16 protein-coding genes are annotated in these 17,974 nt (G+C 64.8%); 12 read left to right on the forward strand and 4 right to left on the reverse strand.

Features of this window, described 5'->3' with window-relative positions; all coding sequences use genetic code 11:
• Nucleotides 1-198: 198 nt before the first annotated feature.
• The 4 genes from NCS00_RS15635 to NCS00_RS15650 all read left to right on the forward strand — a co-directional run bounded on the left by NCS00_RS15635 (nucleotide 199) and on the right by NCS00_RS15650 (nucleotide 5,938).
• Nucleotides 199-3,354, forward strand: coding sequence for an ATP-binding protein (locus NCS00_RS15635; RefSeq protein ID WP_250440458.1), 3,156 nt, complete (start codon nucleotides 199-201; stop codon nucleotides 3,352-3,354).
• A gap of 125 nt (nucleotides 3,355-3,479) precedes the next feature.
• Nucleotides 3,480-4,013 carry a hypothetical protein gene (locus NCS00_RS15640; RefSeq protein ID WP_008353800.1) on the forward strand — a complete coding sequence of 178 codons (534 nt, stop codon included), beginning with the start codon at nucleotides 3,480-3,482 and terminating at the stop codon, nucleotides 4,011-4,013.
• A gap of 227 nt (nucleotides 4,014-4,240) precedes the next feature.
• The gene (locus NCS00_RS15645) at nucleotides 4,241-4,507 is read left to right on the forward strand and encodes a hypothetical protein (RefSeq protein WP_008353799.1); all 267 of its coding nucleotides are present in this window, start codon (nucleotides 4,241-4,243) and stop codon (nucleotides 4,505-4,507) included.
• Nucleotides 4,508-4,714: 207 nt separating this feature from the next.
• Nucleotides 4,715-5,938, forward strand: a complete 1,224-nt coding sequence (locus tag NCS00_RS15650) for a hypothetical protein (RefSeq protein WP_250440459.1) — start codon at nucleotides 4,715-4,717, stop codon at nucleotides 5,936-5,938.
• A gap of 15 nt (nucleotides 5,939-5,953) precedes the next feature.
• Here the strand turns inward: NCS00_RS15650 and NCS00_RS15655 are convergent, their stop codons facing one another.
• The gene (locus tag NCS00_RS15655) at nucleotides 5,954-6,838 is read right to left on the reverse strand and encodes a DMT family transporter (protein WP_175979134.1); all 885 of its coding nucleotides are present in this window, start codon (nucleotides 6,836-6,838) and stop codon (nucleotides 5,954-5,956) included.
• An 87-nt stretch (nucleotides 6,839-6,925) separates the two neighbouring features.
• Nucleotides 6,926-7,111 carry a hypothetical protein gene (locus tag NCS00_RS15660; protein ID WP_008353795.1) on the reverse strand — a complete coding sequence of 62 codons (186 nt, stop codon included), beginning with the start codon at nucleotides 7,109-7,111 and terminating at the stop codon, nucleotides 6,926-6,928.
• 181 nt (nucleotides 7,112-7,292) lie between these two features.
• Between NCS00_RS15660 and NCS00_RS15665 the strand changes: the two genes are divergently transcribed.
• The 6 genes from NCS00_RS15665 to NCS00_RS15690 all read left to right on the forward strand — a co-directional run bounded on the left by NCS00_RS15665 (nucleotide 7,293) and on the right by NCS00_RS15690 (nucleotide 15,467).
• Nucleotides 7,293-8,048, forward strand: coding sequence for a DeoR/GlpR family DNA-binding transcription regulator (locus NCS00_RS15665; RefSeq protein WP_250440509.1), 756 nt, complete (start codon nucleotides 7,293-7,295; stop codon nucleotides 8,046-8,048).
• 846 nt (nucleotides 8,049-8,894) lie between these two features.
• Nucleotides 8,895-9,968 carry a 2-aminoethylphosphonate ABC transporter substrate-binding protein gene (phnS, locus tag NCS00_RS15670; RefSeq protein ID WP_250435564.1) on the forward strand — a complete coding sequence of 358 codons (1,074 nt, stop codon included), beginning with the start codon at nucleotides 8,895-8,897 and terminating at the stop codon, nucleotides 9,966-9,968.
• A complete protein-coding gene (gene phnT / locus NCS00_RS15675) occupies nucleotides 9,968-11,029 on the forward strand; it encodes a 2-aminoethylphosphonate ABC transport system ATP-binding subunit PhnT (RefSeq protein ID WP_250440460.1) in 1,062 nt (353 codons plus the stop codon). The genes phnS and phnT overlap by 1 nt, the downstream gene beginning before the upstream one ends.
• A complete protein-coding gene (locus NCS00_RS15680; protein ID WP_250440461.1) occupies nucleotides 11,007-11,948 on the forward strand; it encodes a 2-aminoethylphosphonate ABC transporter permease subunit in 942 nt (313 codons plus the stop codon). The genes phnT and NCS00_RS15680 overlap by 23 nt, the downstream gene beginning before the upstream one ends.
• 1 nt (nucleotide 11,949) lies before the next feature.
• The gene (gene phnV, locus NCS00_RS15685) at nucleotides 11,950-12,768 is read left to right on the forward strand and encodes a 2-aminoethylphosphonate ABC transport system, membrane component PhnV (RefSeq protein WP_175979137.1); all 819 of its coding nucleotides are present in this window, start codon (nucleotides 11,950-11,952) and stop codon (nucleotides 12,766-12,768) included.
• Between the two features lie 245 nt (nucleotides 12,769-13,013).
• Nucleotides 13,014-15,467, forward strand: a complete 2,454-nt coding sequence (locus NCS00_RS15690; protein WP_008353789.1) for a glycogen/starch/alpha-glucan phosphorylase — start codon at nucleotides 13,014-13,016, stop codon at nucleotides 15,465-15,467.
• 8 nt (nucleotides 15,468-15,475) lie between these two features.
• On the opposite strand, the gene NCS00_RS15695 is transcribed toward NCS00_RS15690, so the two are convergent.
• Complete coding sequence (locus tag NCS00_RS15695; RefSeq protein WP_008353788.1) at nucleotides 15,476-15,802, reverse strand: hypothetical protein; 327 nt, start codon at nucleotides 15,800-15,802, stop codon at nucleotides 15,476-15,478.
• Between the two features lie 110 nt (nucleotides 15,803-15,912).
• A complete protein-coding gene (locus NCS00_RS15700) occupies nucleotides 15,913-16,320 on the reverse strand; it encodes a DUF6232 family protein (protein WP_250435569.1) in 408 nt (135 codons plus the stop codon).
• A gap of 186 nt (nucleotides 16,321-16,506) precedes the next feature.
• Between NCS00_RS15700 and NCS00_RS15705 the strand changes: the two genes are divergently transcribed.
• Nucleotides 16,507-16,800: an ArsR/SmtB family transcription factor gene (locus tag NCS00_RS15705; protein WP_008353786.1), complete on the forward strand. Its 294-nt coding sequence runs from the start codon at nucleotides 16,507-16,509 to the stop codon at nucleotides 16,798-16,800.
• 54 nt (nucleotides 16,801-16,854) lie between these two features.
• Nucleotides 16,855-17,916 (forward strand): alkene reductase, encoded by a 1,062-nt coding sequence (locus NCS00_RS15710; RefSeq protein WP_008353785.1) that lies wholly within the window; start codon nucleotides 16,855-16,857, stop codon nucleotides 17,914-17,916.
• Nucleotides 17,917-17,974: the final 58 nt, after the last annotated feature.

Below are 17,974 nucleotides of genomic sequence, written 5' to 3' on the forward strand. Positions count from 1 at the left end.
ACGAAGCGCGGCTTCATGCGTCACGCCGTCGATATACGCGCCCGGGTGTTTTTGAGACACTAGCCGCACTCGGGTCCATCGGGGCGTGACGTGTTCAATCTAGCGCAGCATCGCGCCGGCGCCGGGCGGGGCGCGTGCGCTGTTCTCGCGTGTGTGGTCTGCATCGCGTGCGGGTTTGCGCATGCGAAGGAGTCCATCGTGATCGGCGCGGTGCCGGGCATGGCGCCGCCGCTCGACATGGCCGATTCGGTGAATCATTGTTCGGCGCGGCCGGGCTTGCCGCGCGGCATCTCGGCCGATTTTGCGAACGCCGTCGCGAGTGCGCTCGGAATCGATCCGGACTGGCGCTTCTTTCCCGACAGGCCGGCGATGATCGCGGCGCTCAGGCTCGGCGACATCGACATGGCGACGGGCGCGACAGGCGAAGACGCCGGCGAACCGCTCGCGTTCAGCCGCCCGTATCTGCCGACGAAGCTGATCTACGTCGAGCCGCTCCATTCCCATCCGCCGACGCATCGGCTTGCTTACGTGGCCGCGCAGACGTCGCCGGCGCGTCTGCGCGCGGCGTATCCATCGCTCGAACCCGTCGCTTATCCCGATCTGACCGGCGCGCTGCTCGCGGTGTCGCTCGGCGACGCGGACGCCTTCGTCGGCGACATGACCGTGGCCTCGTACACGATCGATCATTTCGATTTGCCGAACCTGACGATCACCGGTTTCGCGACCTTCGACGAAGGCGGCTACAGTTTCGCGTTCGCGCCCGGACGCGCCGACGCCGATGCGCTGCGCAAGCGCGTCGACGATGCGCTCGCCGCATTGCCGCCGAGCTTCGCGCTCGTGACGCACGAGCGCTGGCAGCCGGCGGCGTCCGCGATCACGCGCAACACGCCGATCCCGCTCACGCGCGAGGAAGCAGCGTGGATCGCGGCGCATCCCGTCGTGCATTATTCGATGCTCGCGCAGGCCGCGCCGCTGATGTTCCGCGATCAGCGCGGCAACGCGGCGGGCATCGCCGTCGATATCCTCGACGCGATCGCGCGCGTGACCGGCTTGCGCTTCGAGCCGCGCATACGCACGTCGATGGCGCAGTTGCGCGCCGATCTGAAGAGCGGCGCGTCCGCGATCGTGCCGTTCAGTCTCGGCGCGTTGTCGCCGTTGCCCGGCGGCGAGGCGACCACGCCGACGGGCGAAAGCATTTTTGCGATCGTGACCGCCGTGGGCCGTCCGCCCTTGCGCGACGCCGCCGCGCTCGCCGGCAAGCGCATCGCGATTCCGCACGATTGGCCGATCCTGAACTTCGTGCGCGAGGATGCGCCGCAAGCGCGCATCGTCGATTCGAAACCGTTCGACGGTCCGTTTCGCGCCGTGGCCAACGGCGACGCCGATGCGGCCGTCGCCGATCTGCCTTTCGCCAATTACGCCGTGGGCAATCCGTTTCGCGGCACGCTCACGATCAGCGGCGTGCTGTCGACGAAGCCGATTCCGCACGGACTCATCGTCAGTGCGGGCGAGCCGGTGCTGCTCGGCATCGTGAATCGCGCGATCGCGAGCCTGCCGCCGCCGGAACTCGAATCGATCCGCACGCGCTGGAAGCTCGCCGAGCATCCCGAAATGATGTGGGAGCGCCGCCGTCCGCAAGTCGAGCTGGGCGCGCTGCTCGGCATTGCGCTTTTGCTCGCGCTCGCGGGCTGGGCGTTGACGCTGCGCGTGCAGATCGCGCGACGGATCGCCGCCGAACGCGCCATGCGCGCCGCGAAGGAAGAGGCGGAAACGGCGAATCGCGCGAAATCGACGTTCCTCGCGACGATGAGCCACGAAATCCGCACGCCGATGAACGCCGTGCTCGGCCTGCTGGAAATGGAGCTGCGTGCGCCCGGCGAGCGCGCCGCGACCGAGCGCGCGCTGTCGACCGCGCATCACGCCGCGCGCGATCTGCTCGGCATGATCGACGATCTGCTCGACGTCGCGAAGATCGAGGCGGAGCGCCTCGTGCTCGCGCCCGCGCCGCTCGAGGTCGAATCGTGGATCGCGGGCGTCGCGGCGATCTACGAGCCGGCCGCCCGCGCTAAGGGCATCGCGCTCGTCGTGAAGCGGCTTTCCGGCGACGGTCCCGTCTGGATTCTTGCCGATGGTCAGCGTTTGCGGCAAATCGTCGGCAATCTGCTCTCGAACGCGATCAAGTTCACCGATACCGGCGCGGTCACGCTCGCACACGACGTCGCGCCGGCGCTGGACGGCAGGCGCGCGGTGACGCTCGCGGTGTCCGATACGGGCATCGGCATCGCGCCCGGGAAGCAGGCGCTGCTGTTCACGCCGTTCGTGCAGACGCACGATGGCCGTGCGCGCAGCGTCGGTGGCACCGGCCTCGGCCTCACGATCAGCAAGCGGCTCGTCGAGATGATGGGCGGCGCGATCGAGCTGGCGAGCGAGCCGGGGCGCGGCACGCGCTTCACCGTGCGGCTCGATTTGCCCGAGGCGGATGCCGTCGCGTGCGCCGCCGATGCGCCGGCCGTGGAGACGGGCGTATCGGCGGAATCGCTTGCGGGCTTGCGCGTGCTCGTCGTCGACGATCATCCGGCGAACCGCATCGTGCTCGACGGACAAATCCGGCTGCTCGGCGGCGTCGCGCAACTGGCCGTAGACGGCAAGAGCGCGCTCGCACGCTGGCGCGCCGCGCCGCACGCCGTCGACGTGATTCTGACCGACTGCTCGATGCCCGAAATGAGCGGCGAGGAACTGGCCCGCACGATTCGCGAGGACGAAGCGAAGCATCCGGCGACGCGCGCCGTGCCGATCATCGGCCTGACAGCGAACGCGCAGCCCGAGGCGGCATTGCGCGCGGTCGCATCGGGCATGAACGCGTGCCTCGTGAAGCCGCTCGGCCTCGACGCGCTGCGCGAGGCCTTGCTCGCCGCGACGCGCGACGGCCGCGTGCCGGTTGCAGCGCCGGTCGCATCGGCGACGCGCGAATCCGGCGAGCCGGTTCTGGATGCCGCGTTGCTCGCCGGTTTCGGTGAGCAGGCCGGGACGCTCGTCGATACGCTGAAATCCGCGAACGCGAGCGATCTCGCCGACGCGCACGCCGCGTTCGCCGACAACGACCACGCCTTGCTGCGCGACATCGCCCATCGCATGAAGGGCGCGGCGGCGGTGATCGGCGCGGCGTCGTTCATGCGCGCGTGCGTCACGTTGCAGCGCGACTGCGAACTGGCGGTCGACGACGATCGCAACGGCGAGGACGATGCGCGCATCGCGGCATCGTTCGCGGCGTTCGTCGCGGCGGCCGAGGCGCTCGATGCGGCGCTCGACGCGGCGTCGGCATCGGTTTGTCCGGCGTCCGGCGCGTCGACGTGACGCGGCTTCGCGGATCGCGGGCAACTCTTCGCGTGCGGCGCGCGTTTCGTGTGCTTTAATTGAACCTCCGATCATCTTGAAAACAAGCGGCGGACCGAGGCCGCGATCGATGGCGCACGAAACGCATGAGTCGAAGGGATACCGGGTTCACCGAGGAACCGAAACCGGGCGCGCGCCGCGCCCGCCGGGCCGCGCGCGCGGCGCTCGCGTGCTGCTGCGCGATGCTCGCATGCGTGCCCGGCACGCCGCGCGCCCAGCGCGCCGAATGGCTCGATGCGCGCGTCACGCAGGCGACCATCGTCGATACGATCTGCATTCCGGGTTACGTCGACCGCGTGCTGCCGTCGTTTGAAATCCAGATGCGTCAGAAGGAGCGGCTGCTCAAGCAGCGCAGCATCGATCCGTCGTTCGCGTCGGAATACGCGCTCGATCATCGTATGCCGGTGCTGCTCGGCGGCTCGCCCAACTCGCCCGCGAATCTCGATCTGCGCCGCTGGGAAGGGCGCGAGGGCCAGCGCCGAAAGGAACGGCTCGCGGTGTACCTGAAGCGCTGCGTCTGCACCGGCGACATGACGCTGAAAGAAGCGCAAACCGCAATGGCGGGCGACTGGCCGAATCGGTATCCGAATCTTTCCAGCATGACCTGTACGGGCCTGTAACGATGCGTTCGGCTTATCCGTCCGATTTAGAACATCTATTGAAATAGGCGGAATGTCGCATCACACGCGCCATTAACGGGATTAGTATGGAGCTATCTCGAAATTAATCCTGGAGTCGCCATGATGCTCGCGTATGTGTCCCTCTTCGTTGTCGGTACGCTCGCGGCGCGGATGATCGCGAGGCAGAGCCGGCGGCCTGTTTTCGCACGCGCAAGAAGGTGACGACGATGAACCTGCTCGTCTGGAATCTTCCTCAACGCTGCGCCGCGCGCGACGTGCGGCGATTTCTCGAGCACGAACTCGGGCAGTATGCGAGCGACATCGAAGTTCACGGCGCGGGCACCGCTCACGCCTACGCGACCGCCAGGCTCGCGACCGATGTGCCTTACATCGGCGAGGCGATCGCCCAGAAGCTGTGCCATCAGCGCTTTCACGACGAACCTTTGCGTGCCCGGGCTTCCGCGTCCGGCGACGCCTCCATCCGTCTGCATTGATGTTTCCGCTGCGCCGCGCATCGTCGCGCGTGCGGTCGGAACGAACTTTGCTGCGCTTCCGTTGACGAACCTCAAGTGGCGGCGAAGCCGGCGCGTCGTGCGCGCCGGCTTTTTTGTCGATGCGCGCAGTCTCGCGCATGGGCCGCTCGAACCGGGCGATCCGGTGGATCGTCCGTTGGCGAATGGCAAAGCGGATCAATCAAATCAATGCATCAGGCAGGAAAGAGCAGGACGAACAAGACGCCGATCGGCGCAAGGTTTCTCGTGTGCGCGGCGGCGGGCGCGCTTCTTTCGATCTCGACGGCGGCTCGCGCGCAGCCTCAGGCGGCCTCGGGCGCATCGGGAGCGGTCGCGCAGGGACGCGTGACGGCGTTGCCCGTCGCGCCCGTCGCCCGCCCTATCCCGGTGCCGCCGATGCCGCAGGGCGCAAGCATTCCGCAAGCCGCGAGCGCGCCCGAGCGCGCGCTTCCTGCCATGCCCGTGCCGATGCCCGCGCAACCGGCTCCGGAAGCGTCGGCTGCATCGGCTGCATCGGCTGCATCGGCGGCGAGCGCAGCCAGCGCGGCATCGGCGGCGAGCGCGGCATCGGAAGCGGCCGTGCCCGAAGTGCCCTTGCCGCCGGAAACACCCGAGCCGAATCTCGCCCAGCGCAGCGGCATGCAGCCGGCCGGCGCGTATGCGATGCGGCAGACCTTCGCGAAGGAAGTCGATCGGCGGCTCAATGTGCCCGTCGCGGATCAGCAGGGCTACGGCCGTCTGCTGCAACGTACGCTGGAAGAAGACGGTCACGGCGGCCTCGTCAACGAATTCGTCGTGATGGTCGATCGCAGCGCGAACGTGCAGGCGATCTTCGTCTATTTCCGCGCGAAGGCCGACGATGCGTGGTCGATGATCGGCGCATCGCCGGTATCGACGGGGCGTCCCGGCAGTTACGATCACTTCCTCACGCCGCTCGGCGTCTTCCAGCATGTGCCGGGCAACATGGACTTTCGCGCCGAGGGCACGCTCAACGAGTTCAAGATTCGCGGCTACGGCGCGCGCGACATGCGTATCTACGATTTCGGCTGGGCCGAAGGCGAGCGCGGCTGGGGCCACGGCGGCAAATCGCCGATGCGCTTTCAGATGCACGCCACCGATCCCGAGAAACTGGAGCCGCTGCTCGGCATGCGGCACTCGAAGGGCTGCGTGCGGATTCCGTCGACGCTCAACACGTTCTTCGATCATCACGGCATTCTCGATGCGCAATACGAGGCGCGCGTATCCGAAGGCCAGTCGATGTGGGTGCTGAAGGCCACGCGCAAGACGACGCCCTGGGCGGGGCATTATCTCGTCGTCGTCGATACCGGAAGGAAGACGCGGCCCGCGTGGGCGCCGGGTCCGGGCAAGGCGGTGCGCGAGCACATCCCGGCGGGCGCGGACACGGTCGATTGAGGCGTGCCGGGCGTGCTATTTCGAGCGCGCGAGCAGCACGCCCGCGAGCGCGACGCCGAAGCCCGCGAGCTGCATCGCGTCGAGCGTCTCGCCGAATGCGAGATAGCTTTCGAGCGCGGCGAGCGGCGGCGCGAGAAAGAGCAGGGCGGTCGCGCGCGATGCGTCGCCGCGACGGACCATCCATACGAGCAGCGTCGTCGCGACGCCCGAGAGCATCACGATGCCCCACGCGAGCGCGAGCCACGTCGTCGTGGAGACGATGAAGCGATGCTCGCCTAGCGCGATCACGAGCACGAGCGCGACGATCGTCGCGCCCGCGTTCTGCAACGCGCTGGCGCTGCGGATATCGGCGCGCGCGAGCGAAGTCTTCTGATACAGCGTGCCCGCGGTGATCGCGACGACGGCGAGCACGGCGATCGTCGCGACGAGCCATTGCGGCGCGTGTCCGGACGATGCGTGCGTGACGGGCGCGCCGCTCGCCGCGATCTTCGGCGCGAGCACGAGCGCGACGCCGAAGAGGCCGAGCACGAGCCCGCTCCATGCGCGCGGCGAGAGCCGTTCACCGAAGAGCCGCGCGGCGACGGCGGCGGTCAGAAGCGGTTGCAGCGCGCCGAGCAGCGCCATGATGCCCGCGCCCATGCCTTGCGCGACGGCCCAGTAGCCCGCGCCGAGATAGACGCCTTGCAGCAGCGCGCCGGCGAACAGATGCCGGCCGATGTCCCCGCCTTTCGGCCATGGCGCGCGCGTGACGACGGCGATTGCGAGAAACAGCAGCGTCGTGCCGCCGAAGCGCGCGAGCAAATAGAGATTCGGATCGACGTAGGGCGTGATCGCCCTTGCGACGATGAAACCCGTCGACCAGAGAAACACGAAGACGGGTGCGGCGAGAATCGAGACCATGTGAGGCAAGCGGCGAAACGAAATGCCGCAGTATCGGCCGGAACGCTTGCGCGCGTCTTGTCTAACCGTGCACTTCGGCGCGGCGCGTCATTCGATGGTGAACGTATCGAGCGGCTGATTGGCGCGCGCTTCGCCCTCGAAACGCCGCGATAGTTGCGCATGCAAGCGCTTTGCCTCGTCGAGTGTGAGGTCGATCCAGTAGGGATCGCCAGCCGCGTCGTTCAGACGTTCGGGAGGGAACTGGATTTCGATCACCACGCCTTTCTTGTACATCGTGTTGCCTCGTTCAAAGCTCGTGCATAAGGCACGAAGTCTAGCGGAGGCGTGCTTGTCGATTGCGTACCCGGGGGAAAGAATTCATTGCGCGTCGTGGCTTGACGAATCGCGCTTGCCAGAGAAATGCCACATAGGGCCGCTAAACTCCACACGCCGCCTTGCCTTTCTTCATCGAACGATGCTCGCCGAACAACGTCACCAGTACATCCTCTCCGAATTGGACAAGCATGGCGCGCTCGCGGTGGCGGATCTCGTGCGTGCGTTGTCGGTGTCGCGCGAGACGGTGCGGCGCGATCTCAACGCGCTCGCCGGACGCGGGCTCGTGACGACGACGCATGGCGGCGCGTTATCGGTCGACCGGCGCGAGCCGCACGTCGATGTGCGCGAAGCCGAGAACGCGGCGGCGAAACATGCGATCGGCGTGCGCGCGGCGGCGTTCGTGCCGGACGGGGCGTCGCTCGTCATCGATTCGGGAAGCACGACGCAGGCGGTGGCGCGTGCGTTGGGGCAGCGGCATCGGTTGACGGTGTATACGAACGACTGGCGTATCGCGATGTTGCTGGCGCGGCGCAATGGCAATCGCGTGACTTTGCTGGGTGGCGAGATCGCCGATCTCGAAGATGCGACGTTCGGGCTCGATACCATTCAGCAGCTTGCGCAGTATCACGCGGATTTTGCTTTCGTCGGGGCGGGGGGGATTACGAATGACGCGCATCTGACGGGTTATTCGCGGCTCGCCGCTGAGGTGCGCGGGAGCATGATCGCGTCTGCTGCGTGCCCGGTCGTGGTTGCTGATTGCTCGAAGTTCGGCCTGGTTTTGCCAGTTAGGATCGCCGGGTTCGAGGCGGTTCGGTTTCTGGTTTGTGAAGCTCTGCCTGAGCGGGGGGTCCGAAGGGCGCTGGCCGCGCGGGGGCTTGAGGTCGTTGTTGCTTGATTTTTGTTGTTCGCTTTCGCTGGGTCTCGTTTTCGTGTCGGCTCCGGTTTTTCGCCGGATCCCGTTTTCTTAGTGGTCTATTAGCGTTGCCCCTGTGCGGGGCGGCACTTACTTTCTTTGCTGCTGCAAAGAAAGTAAGCAAAGAAAGCAGCTTCTGATACGCCCGCGGTCACACGCAATTTGGGTAGTCCTCTCGTCGATCGTGGGCTGCCTAAAGAGTGCCCTCAAACACCTAATCGGGCTTGGCTCGCGCACGGTCTGTGTCATCGCACCACACAACAAACGGGTTCAGCACCAAATAGCTCCGGCCCGCTTCGCGGCCGACCGGTCCATCGGGGATGCATGTGCTTCTCTACTAACGTCTCCATCTCACGGCACTCGCCGCTCGCCGGTTTCCCTTGCGGACCCGGCGGCAGCGCGTAGCGCTGTGCCGAAGCTATTTCGTGCTGAACCAGCGCGGTAAAGGGAATGGCTCGTCAGACCGTGCGCGAGCCAAGCCCGATTAGGTGTTTGAGGGCACTCTTTAGGCGAGTGCCGCCTGTGACGAGAGGACTACCCAAATTGCGTGTGACCGCGGGCGTATCAGTAGCTGCTTTCTTTGGTTACTTTCTTTGCAGCAGCAAAGAAAGTGACTGCCGCCCCGCACAGGGGCAGTGCTAATAGACCGACACGAAAACGGGATCCGGCGAAAAAGCAGACACCAAAGAACAAACCACAAGCCCCTTGGCGAAATATGCAAATACGTGGCGACCCGTGGCGCCTTCACGTCGATGTCACACATCTCTGCAATATTCCGGGTCGAAGGTCGCCCCCGACCTTCATCGATCCCCGACACGAGAGACCACCATGACCCGCGATTCCCGCTTCGCGCGCACTGTGCTGCCGGCGTTCGCCGCCGCGTTTGCTCTGCTTGCCGCGATGCCCGCTCACGCCGCCGACGCCGTCGTCCTCTACACCGCCGATGGCCTCGAGAATCTCTACAAGGACGTGCTCCCCGCATTCGAAAAGAAGGAAGGCGTGAAGGTCAACATCGTCACGGCGGGCAGCGGCGAAGTGGTGAACCGCGCGACCGTCGAAAAGGATTCGCCGAAAGCAGACGTCCTCGTCACGCTGCCGCCGTTCATCCAGCAAGCGCAACAAGGCGGCCTGCTGCAGCCGTATCAGAGCGTGAACTACAAGAACGTGCCCGCCATCGCGAAGGAAAAAGACGGCGCATGGGCCACCTTCGTGAACAACTATTTCTCGTTCGCGATCAATCCCGAAGTCACGAAAACCGCGCCCAAGACCTTCGCCGATCTCTTGCATCCGAACTACTCCGGCAAGATCGCATACTCGAATCCAGCCACGGCAGGCGACGGCATGGCCGTCATCATCCTGACGTCCGCGCTGATGGGCGAAGACCAGGCTTTCAATTACCTGAAGGATCTCGAACAACACGCGAAGTTCCATACGAAGGGCACGGGCTATCTCGACGTGCTGCTCTCGCGTAACGAGATCGCATTCGCGAACGGCGACCTGCAAATGGACCTCGACGATGCCGCGAACGGCGGTCTCTCCATCAAGCCGCTCTTCCTGTCGCACAAGGCAGGCGAAGCGCCGAGCACATTCCAGCTTCCGTATGCAATCGGCCTCATCAAGAGCGGACCGAATCAGGCGGCGGGCAAGAAGCTCATCGACTATCTGATGTCGTCGGATGTGCAGTCGAAAGTGCCCGATATCTACGGCATCCCCGGCCGCACCGACGTGCCGCTCGCCGGCAAGAACGGCGAAGCCGTCAAGCAGGCGATCTCCGGCGTGAAGCTCATTCCCGTCGACTGGAACGAAGTCATGCAGAAGAAGGCGGGCTGGACCGAGCGCTGGAAGACCGAAGTGATCGGCAACACCGGCAAGCAGACCGACGTCGTCAAGCCGAAGTCCTGATGAGCGCCGTCCCCAAGGAAGCGTTCGGCGTCGATCAAACGCCGGGCGTGCACATCGATCGTCTGACGGTGCGCTTCGGCACGCGTACCGTGCTCGACGATCTCTCGCTTCGGATCGAACGCGGCGAATTCCTCACCGTGCTCGGCCGGAGCGGATGCGGCAAGACCACGCTGCTGCGCTTCATCGCCGGCTTCGTGAAGGCCGATGCGCTCGCGGGCACGCTCGCCGTCGCGGGCCGCGATCTCACGCACGTGCCGCCGCATCAGCGCAATCTCGGGCTGCTGTTCCAAAGCTATGCGCTGTTCCCGCATTTCTCGGTGTTCGACAACGTCGCGTTCGGCTTGCGCGCACGCAAGCTGAAGACGGGCGAGATCGCGCGACGCGTCGCCGATGCGCTCAAGCTCGTGCAGCTTTCCGATGCCGGTCACGTCATGCCCGCGCAGCTTTCCGGCGGCATGCAGCAGCGCGTGGCGCTGGCGCGCGCGCTCGTCATCGAGCCGGACGTGCTGCTGCTCGACGAGCCGCTCTCGGCGCTCGATGCGAATCTGCGCGCTTCGGTGCGCAGCGAGCTGAAGGCGTTGCATGAGCGCTTGCCGAATCTGACGATCGTCTGCGTGACGCACGATCAGGACGATGCGCTCGTGCTCTCCGACCGCACGCTGCTGATGCGCGATGGCCGCATCGCGCAACTCGGTGCGCCGCGCGAGCTGTACGACGCGCCCAACGATGCGTTCGTCGCGCGCTATCTCGGTGCCGCGAATTTGCTGCCGCCGCGCGTGGTGTATCCCGTCGGCGATGCGCGGCACGACGAGCGCGAACGTCTCGCGTGCATTCGTCCCGAACGATTCGCGATCGCGCCGTTGGGAGAAGGCCATCTGCATGGCACGATCGCGTCCGTCGAATGGTATGGCGCGGCGCTTTCCATTTCCGTTGCGCTCGATGCGTTGCCCGGCGAGCCCGTGCTCGTGACGACGCAGCGCGGCCATTCGCGCATGCCGGACAAGGGCGCGCGCGTTTCCCTTCGCTTCGAGGCTGACGATGTCGTCCTTGTTCGTCGCTGACAGCGTCGCGCGCGACGAACGCGCCATCTGCGACGCCTATCTCTCCGCGCAATTCGCAGCGCACGCCAAAGAAGCGCAACGCCGCGAGCGCAAGGCGCGGTGGCATCTGCTCTTCATTCTCGTCGTCGTGCTCGGGCCGCTCGTGGTGTATCCGCTCGCGCGCCTCGTCATGTCGAGTGTGACCGGGCCGCACGGTTTCTCGCTGCACGCGTACAGCGCGTTCTTCAGCAACCCCGAAACGCGCGGGATGATCGGCACGACGCTCGGTATTCTCTTCGCGAGCGCGAGCATCGCTTCGTTGCTCGGCGTCGCGCTCGCATCGATGCTGTTCTTCAGGCCGTTCGCGCTCGCGCGCCTGCTCACGCGTTTTCTGGAATTGTTCGTCGCGTTTCCGTCGTTTCTGGTCGCGTTCACGCTGATCTTTCTATACGGCTCGCAAGGTTCGGTGAGCATCGGTCTGCAGCGGATCTTTTCGCTCGATGCGCCGCCGCTTGATTTCCTTTTCGGCATCGGCGGCGTGATTCTCGCGGAGGTCGTGTTCTATGCGCCGTTCGTCGTGCGTCCGACGCTCGCATCGTATGCGACGCTCGACATGCGGCTCGTCGAAGCCGCAAAGAGCCTCGGCGCCGATGGCTGGATGGTCGCGACGAAAGTCGTCTTGCCGCTCGCGTGGCCGGGCATCGCGGCAGGCACGATCCTCTGCTTTCTGCTGACGTTGAACGAGTTCGGCATTCTGCTCGTGCTCGGCAGCGCACATCTGATCACCTTGCCGATCGCGATCTACAGCGCCGCGACCGTCGACCTCGATCTGGCCACCGCGGCCGCGGGTTCGGTCGTGATGCTGTTGATGTCGCTATCGCTGTATGCGTTGTATCGACGCGTGAATCGGCAAACGAGTCGCCGTTCGGGAGAGCGCTGACATGCAACTCATCGCTGCTGCGTTCAGACCTCGCGCGCTCCTGCGTCATGCGTTCACGGGCCTCTTCGCGTTGCTGTGCTTCTGGCTCTTCGTGCTGCCGGTGATCGTCGTCGCGTTGTCGAGCGTCGCGTCGCACTGGTCCGGCACGATCCTGCCCGATGGTTTTTCCACGCGCTGGTTCGCGCGTCTTTCATCGAGCGATCTCGATGCGGTCGCGACGAGTCTCGAAGTCGGCCTGGGCGTCGCGTTTCTCGGCACCGCGCTGGGACTCTGGCTCGCGCTCGCGCTGGAAGGACGCGACCGGCGCGGTCTCGGCGCACTCGTCGATGCCGTCGCGATGATGGGCAGCGGCGTGCCGAGCGTCGTCCTCGGGCTCGCCGTGTTGATCGCGTATCACAAGCGTCCGCTCGATCTGTCGGGATCGGCCGCAATCGTCGTGCTCGTGCAACTCGCGCTCGTGTTGCCGTTCTGTTATCGATGCGCCGCCGCGGCGCTGCGCCCCGAGCTCACGACGCTGCGCGAAGCCGCCGCGAGTCTCGGCGCGCCGCCGCGCATGGTGCTCGCGCGCGTGGTATTGCCGCAACTCGTGCCCGCGATCCGCGCGAGCCTCGCGCTCGGTTTCGCGCTCTCGCTCGGCGAACTTGGCGCGACGCTCACCGTGTATCCGCCCGGATTCGCGACGGTGCCGATCGTCGTCGTCGGGCAGGTGAATCGCGGTTACTATCTGCCGGCGTCCGCGCTCTCGCTGATTCTGCTGGGCGTATCGCTCGCGGCGCTTCTGCTGATCGCCGCACGCGCGCCACGCCGCTCCATCGCATGACAAACATACGGAATCCGAACTAAATATCGATGCCATCATGTGCCCGCAAGCTCTTCGTTAGCAATTTGCGGGCCGCTCTCCGTTTCCGCCTTGTCATACCAAAAAAAATAAAACTGGCGTAACCTGCACGTTCAGGCACGTCCGCACCCGCCAGACCGGGGCAGGGCGCCAATTCGGTGCGTCCGGATTGAACTCCCGTCAGGCTTTCGCGGTCGTTGCATATGTTGCAAACACCGGAGGTTTCGATGACATCCGTCGATCTGGAATTCGACCAGCTCAACAGTACCGTCGATGCGCTCAGGCGCTCCATCTCGAACCGCCTGATGTACGGCGTCGGCAAGGATGCAGTCACCGCGCAGCCGCGGGACTGGCTTCACGCCGCTGAACTGGCCGTGCGGGATCGTCTCGTCGCGCGCTGGATGCGCACCACGCGGCTCCAATACGAACAGGACGTGAAACGCGTCTACTATCTGTCGATGGAATTTCTCATCGGCAGAACTTTCAGCAATGCGCTGCTCGCGCTAGGCATCTACGACGAAGTGCGCGATGCGCTCGCCGGCTTGGGCGTCGATCTCGCGGCGCTCGAGGAACTCGAGCCGGACGCCGCGCTCGGCAATGGCGGCCTCGGACGCCTTGCGGCCTGTTTCCTCGATTCGATGGCGACGGTCGGCGTGCCGGGCTTCGGCTATGGCATCCGTTACGAATACGGAATGTTCCGTCAGACGATCGTCGACGGCAATCAGGTCGAGATGCCCGATTACTGGCTGCGCGCGGGCAATCCGTGGGAGTTTCCGCGGCCCGAAGTCGTGTACACCGTGCATTTCGGCGGGCGCACGGTGCAACATGACGATCGCACCGACTGGATCGACACCGAGCACGTCAACGCGATGGCCTACGACACGGTCATTCCCGGCTTCGCGACAACGGCCACCAACACGCTGCGCCTGTGGTCCGCGCGCGCAACCGACGAGTTCGATCTCTCCGCGTTCAATCAGGGCGACTATCGGCGCGCGGTGGAGGCGAAGAACACATCGGAACATGTGTCGCGTCTCTTGTATCCCGACGACTCGACTCAGGCCGGACGCGAGTTGCGTCTGCGTCAGGAATACTTCTTCGTCTCCGCGACGATGCAGGATCTGATACGCCGCTATCAGCGCACGCATACGCACTTCGGTCGGCTCGCGGAAAAGGTCGCCGTGCATCTGAACGACACGCATCCGGTGCTCGCGATTCCGGAGCTGATGCGCCTGCTCGTCGATCGGCATCATCTGCCGTGGGACAAGGCGTGGAAGCTCGTGCAGCAGATGTTCTCCTACACGAATCACACGCTGATGCCCGAAGCGCTCGAAACATGGGACGTCGAGATGCTCGCGCGCTTGCTGCCGCGGCATCTGGAGATCATCTTCGAGATCAACGCGCAGTTCCTGAAGCAAGTCACCGAGAAGTTCGGGCGCGATGTCGAACTGATTCGGCGCATCTCGCTCGTCGATGAATTCGGCCAGCGGCGCGTGCGCATGGCGCATCTCGCGATCGTCGCGAGTCACAAGGTGAACGGCGTATCGAAGCTGCACTCGCAACTGATGGTGCAGAACATCTTCTCCGACTTCGCGCGCATGTATCCGGAGCGCTTCACGAACGTGACGAACGGCATCACGCCGCGCCGATGGCTCGCGCAGGCGAGTCCGTCGCTGTCATCGCTGATCGACAAGCGGCTCGGGCCGCGCTGGCGCACCGATCTCTTCGAACTCGGCAGGCTGCGCGAATGGCGCGACGATCCGGAGTTCTGCAAGGCCTTTCACGATGCGAAGTTCGCCAACAAGCTGCGGCTCGTGGAACGCGCGAAACGGGACGCCAACGCGATCATCAATCCGGAAGCGCTGTTCGATCTGCAGGTGAAGCGCATCCACGAATACAAGCGGCAATTGCTCAACATCCTGTATGTGATCGTGCGCTATAACCGCATCCGCGAAAATCCGGAGCAGGACTGGACGCCGCGCGTCGTGATGTTCGCGGGCAAGGCGGCGTCCGCGTACAAGATGGCGAAGAACATCATCAAGCTCATCAACGATGTGTCCCGCAAGATCAACACGGACCCGCTCATCGGCGATCGGCTGAAGGTCGGCTTTATTCCGAACTACGGCGTTTCCGTGGCCGAGCTCATCATTCCGGCGGCGGATCTGTCGGAGCAGATTTCGATGGCGGGCACCGAAGCATCGGGCACCGGCAACATGAAGCTCGCGTTGAACGGCGCACTGACAATCGGCACGCTCGATGGCGCGAACATCGAGATCTGCGATGCCGTGGGGCGCGAGAATATTTTCATCTTCGGCAACACGACCGACGAGATCGAATCGTTGCGCGCGGCGGGTTATCGGCCACGGCAGATTTACGAGGAAAACGCGGAGCTCAAAGTCGCGCTCGACCAGATTCGACTCGGGCACTTCTCGCCGGAAGAGCCGCACCGTTTCTACGACATCTTCCATACGCTCGTGGACTGGGGCGATCACTACATGGTGCTCGCCGATTTCGACAGCTTCGACAAGACGCAGACCGAAGTCGATCTCAAGTACCGCGACAAGGATGCGTGGACGCGGAGCGCGATCGAGAACGTCGCGGGCATGGGCATTTTTTCGTCGGACCGCACGATCGCGGAGTATGCGCGCGACATCTGGCACGTCGAGCCGTTGCAGATCACCTGACGACGCGTTCAGCGCCGTGTGATGCGCGTAATGCGCGTCACGCGGCCGAGCGTTGCGTTGGGAAAATGCGCGGTGAGCGTGCCGATGACATCGTTGATGTCATCGCGATCGGTCTCGACATGGAGCGTGGTGCAATCGCGGAGGCGGCTCGTCTCCACGATATAAGCCTGCGTGCCCGCGCCGAACGCATACGCGAGCATGTCGCGTGCGGCCGACGAATCCAGTCCCGGAACGGTGAGATCGAACGCGACGCAGTGGCGTGCTTCGCGGCGGCGCGGCGAGCCGCCGTTGACCACGCGCGAAAGAGCGATCGAGTCGAATGTGCGGATATCCATCGATGGAAGCCGTCCGGCGACGGCTCGTTGTGGCGATGCCCGCACTCTAGCGCCGCGCGCCTAAAGGCCGGGCTAAAGAAGCGCGCCGCCGTGTAAACGGCGCATCAAGATCAGGCTTGCGATGACTTCGCGCCTGCGCTCGCCGCATGTTTCGCGACCGCCTCGCCGACGAGCGCCGCGACCTTGTCCGCGAATTCCTGATCCTTCGTGATGAGCACTTCGCGCTCGCCGTCGGGCGTCGCGACCATCAACTGATAGATCACGTCCTGCGTGATCCAGGTGAGATAACCCACGACGACGATCATCACGCCGAGCACGAGCGCCGCGCCCGAGCCGGTGAAGATGCCCGCGCCGAGCACGATCAGCCCGATCAGCGCGATGATGACCGGCAACGGCTTCTGGCGCGGGATCATCACGACGCGCGCGGCGCGCAGATCGCGCAGCGGAATCATCTGACCGGACGCCGAGAGTCCGGCGCGCGAAAGCGTCACGCCACGTTCATTGAAAGGAGTATCCATAAGGGTTGTGCAGTCTTCTTGCAGCCGATGAAACCGGGGAGCGTACCAGACGGCGCGGCGCGGCGGCATGTCGCACATCGACGCATTCGGCGGGGTTTGCATATCGTAAATTTACGATATATACTTCGCAGCAAGACGATTCGGAACAGGCTGCACGTTCCGTCCGTCAGACGCACGAGCAACGAAATGGACATCGACGCAATTCACAAGGCCCTCGCCAACCCCCTTCGCCGCGAGATTCTGGAATGGCTGAAGGAACCCGAGCTGCATTTCCCTGATCAGGAATTGCCGCACGTGCACGGCGTTTGCGCGGGTCAGATCGATGGGCGCTGCGGCATGTCGCAGTCCACCGTTTCGGCGCATCTCGCGACCTTGCACAAAGCCGGACTCGTCACCACGAAGCGCGTTGGACAGTGGGTGTTCTTCAAGCGCGACGAAGCGGTCATTCAGGCGTTTCGCGATTCCATCGGGAATCTCTGAGCTTGCTTGCCATTCGGTGAAAGTCTGCTTTCAATTTCATTAGGAATCCAATTCATGTCGACTCTTTTCGATCCGCTTAAAGTTGGCGCACTCACGTTGAAGAACCGCATCATCATGGCGCCGCTCACGCGTCAGCGCGCGGGCGTCGAACGCGTGCCGAACGCGTTGATGGCGCAGTACTACGCAGACCGCGCATCGGCGGGGCTGATTCTGAGCGAAGCGACGTCGGTGACGCCGCAAGGCGTCGGCTATGCCGACACGCCGGGCATCTGGTCCGACGAGCAAGTGGAAGGCTGGAAGCTCGTCACGAAGGCCGTGCACGAAGCGGGCGGCAAGATCTTCCTGCAACTGTGGCACGTCGGCCGCATTTCCGATCCGATCTTTTTGAATGGCGAACTGCCGGTCGCGCCGAGCGCGATCGCGGCGGGAGGACACGTGAGCCTCGTGCGTCCGCAGCGTCCGTACGTGACGCCGCGCGCGCTCGAACTGGATGAAATCGCCGGTGTCGTCGCGGCGTACCGCAAGGGCGCGGAAAACGCGAAGCGCGCGGGCTTCGACGGCGTCGAAGTGCACGGCGCGAACGGCTATCTGCTCGACCAGTTCCTGCAGGACAGCACGAACAAGCGTACCGACGCCTACGGCGGCCCGATCGAAAATCGTGCGCGCCTGCTGCTCGAAGTCGTCGATCAGGCTATCGAAGTTTGGGGCGCGGATCGCGTCGGCGTGCATCTTGCACCGCGCGCGGATTCGCACACGATGGGCGACAGCGATCGCGCCGCGACCTTCGGTTACGTCGCGCGTGAACTGGGCCGCCGCAAGATCGCGTTCATCGCGGCACGCGAGCATGAAGCCGCCGACAGCCTCGGGCCGCAATTGAAGAAGGCGTTCGGCGGCGTGTATATCGCCAACGAAGGCTTCACGAAGGCCAGCGCCGAAGCGATCATCGCCCGCGGCGACGCCGATGCCGTCGCGTGGGGCAAGCCCTTCATCGCGAATGCGGATCTGGTGCGCCGCTTCGAAGTCGATGCCGATCTCAACAACTGGGACACGTCGACGTTCTATGCGCCGGGCGCGAAGGGCTATACGGATTACCCGTTGCTCGAAACGGCGGAATAAGACGCGTCGAAGTTAGCGTCTCGATGAAAAGAGCGGCTCCGGCCGCTGTTTTCATTGA

It is taken from the genome of Caballeronia sp. AZ1_KS37, assembly GCF_023631165.1.
GTDB lineage: Bacteria > Pseudomonadota > Gammaproteobacteria > Burkholderiales > Burkholderiaceae > Caballeronia > Caballeronia zhejiangensis.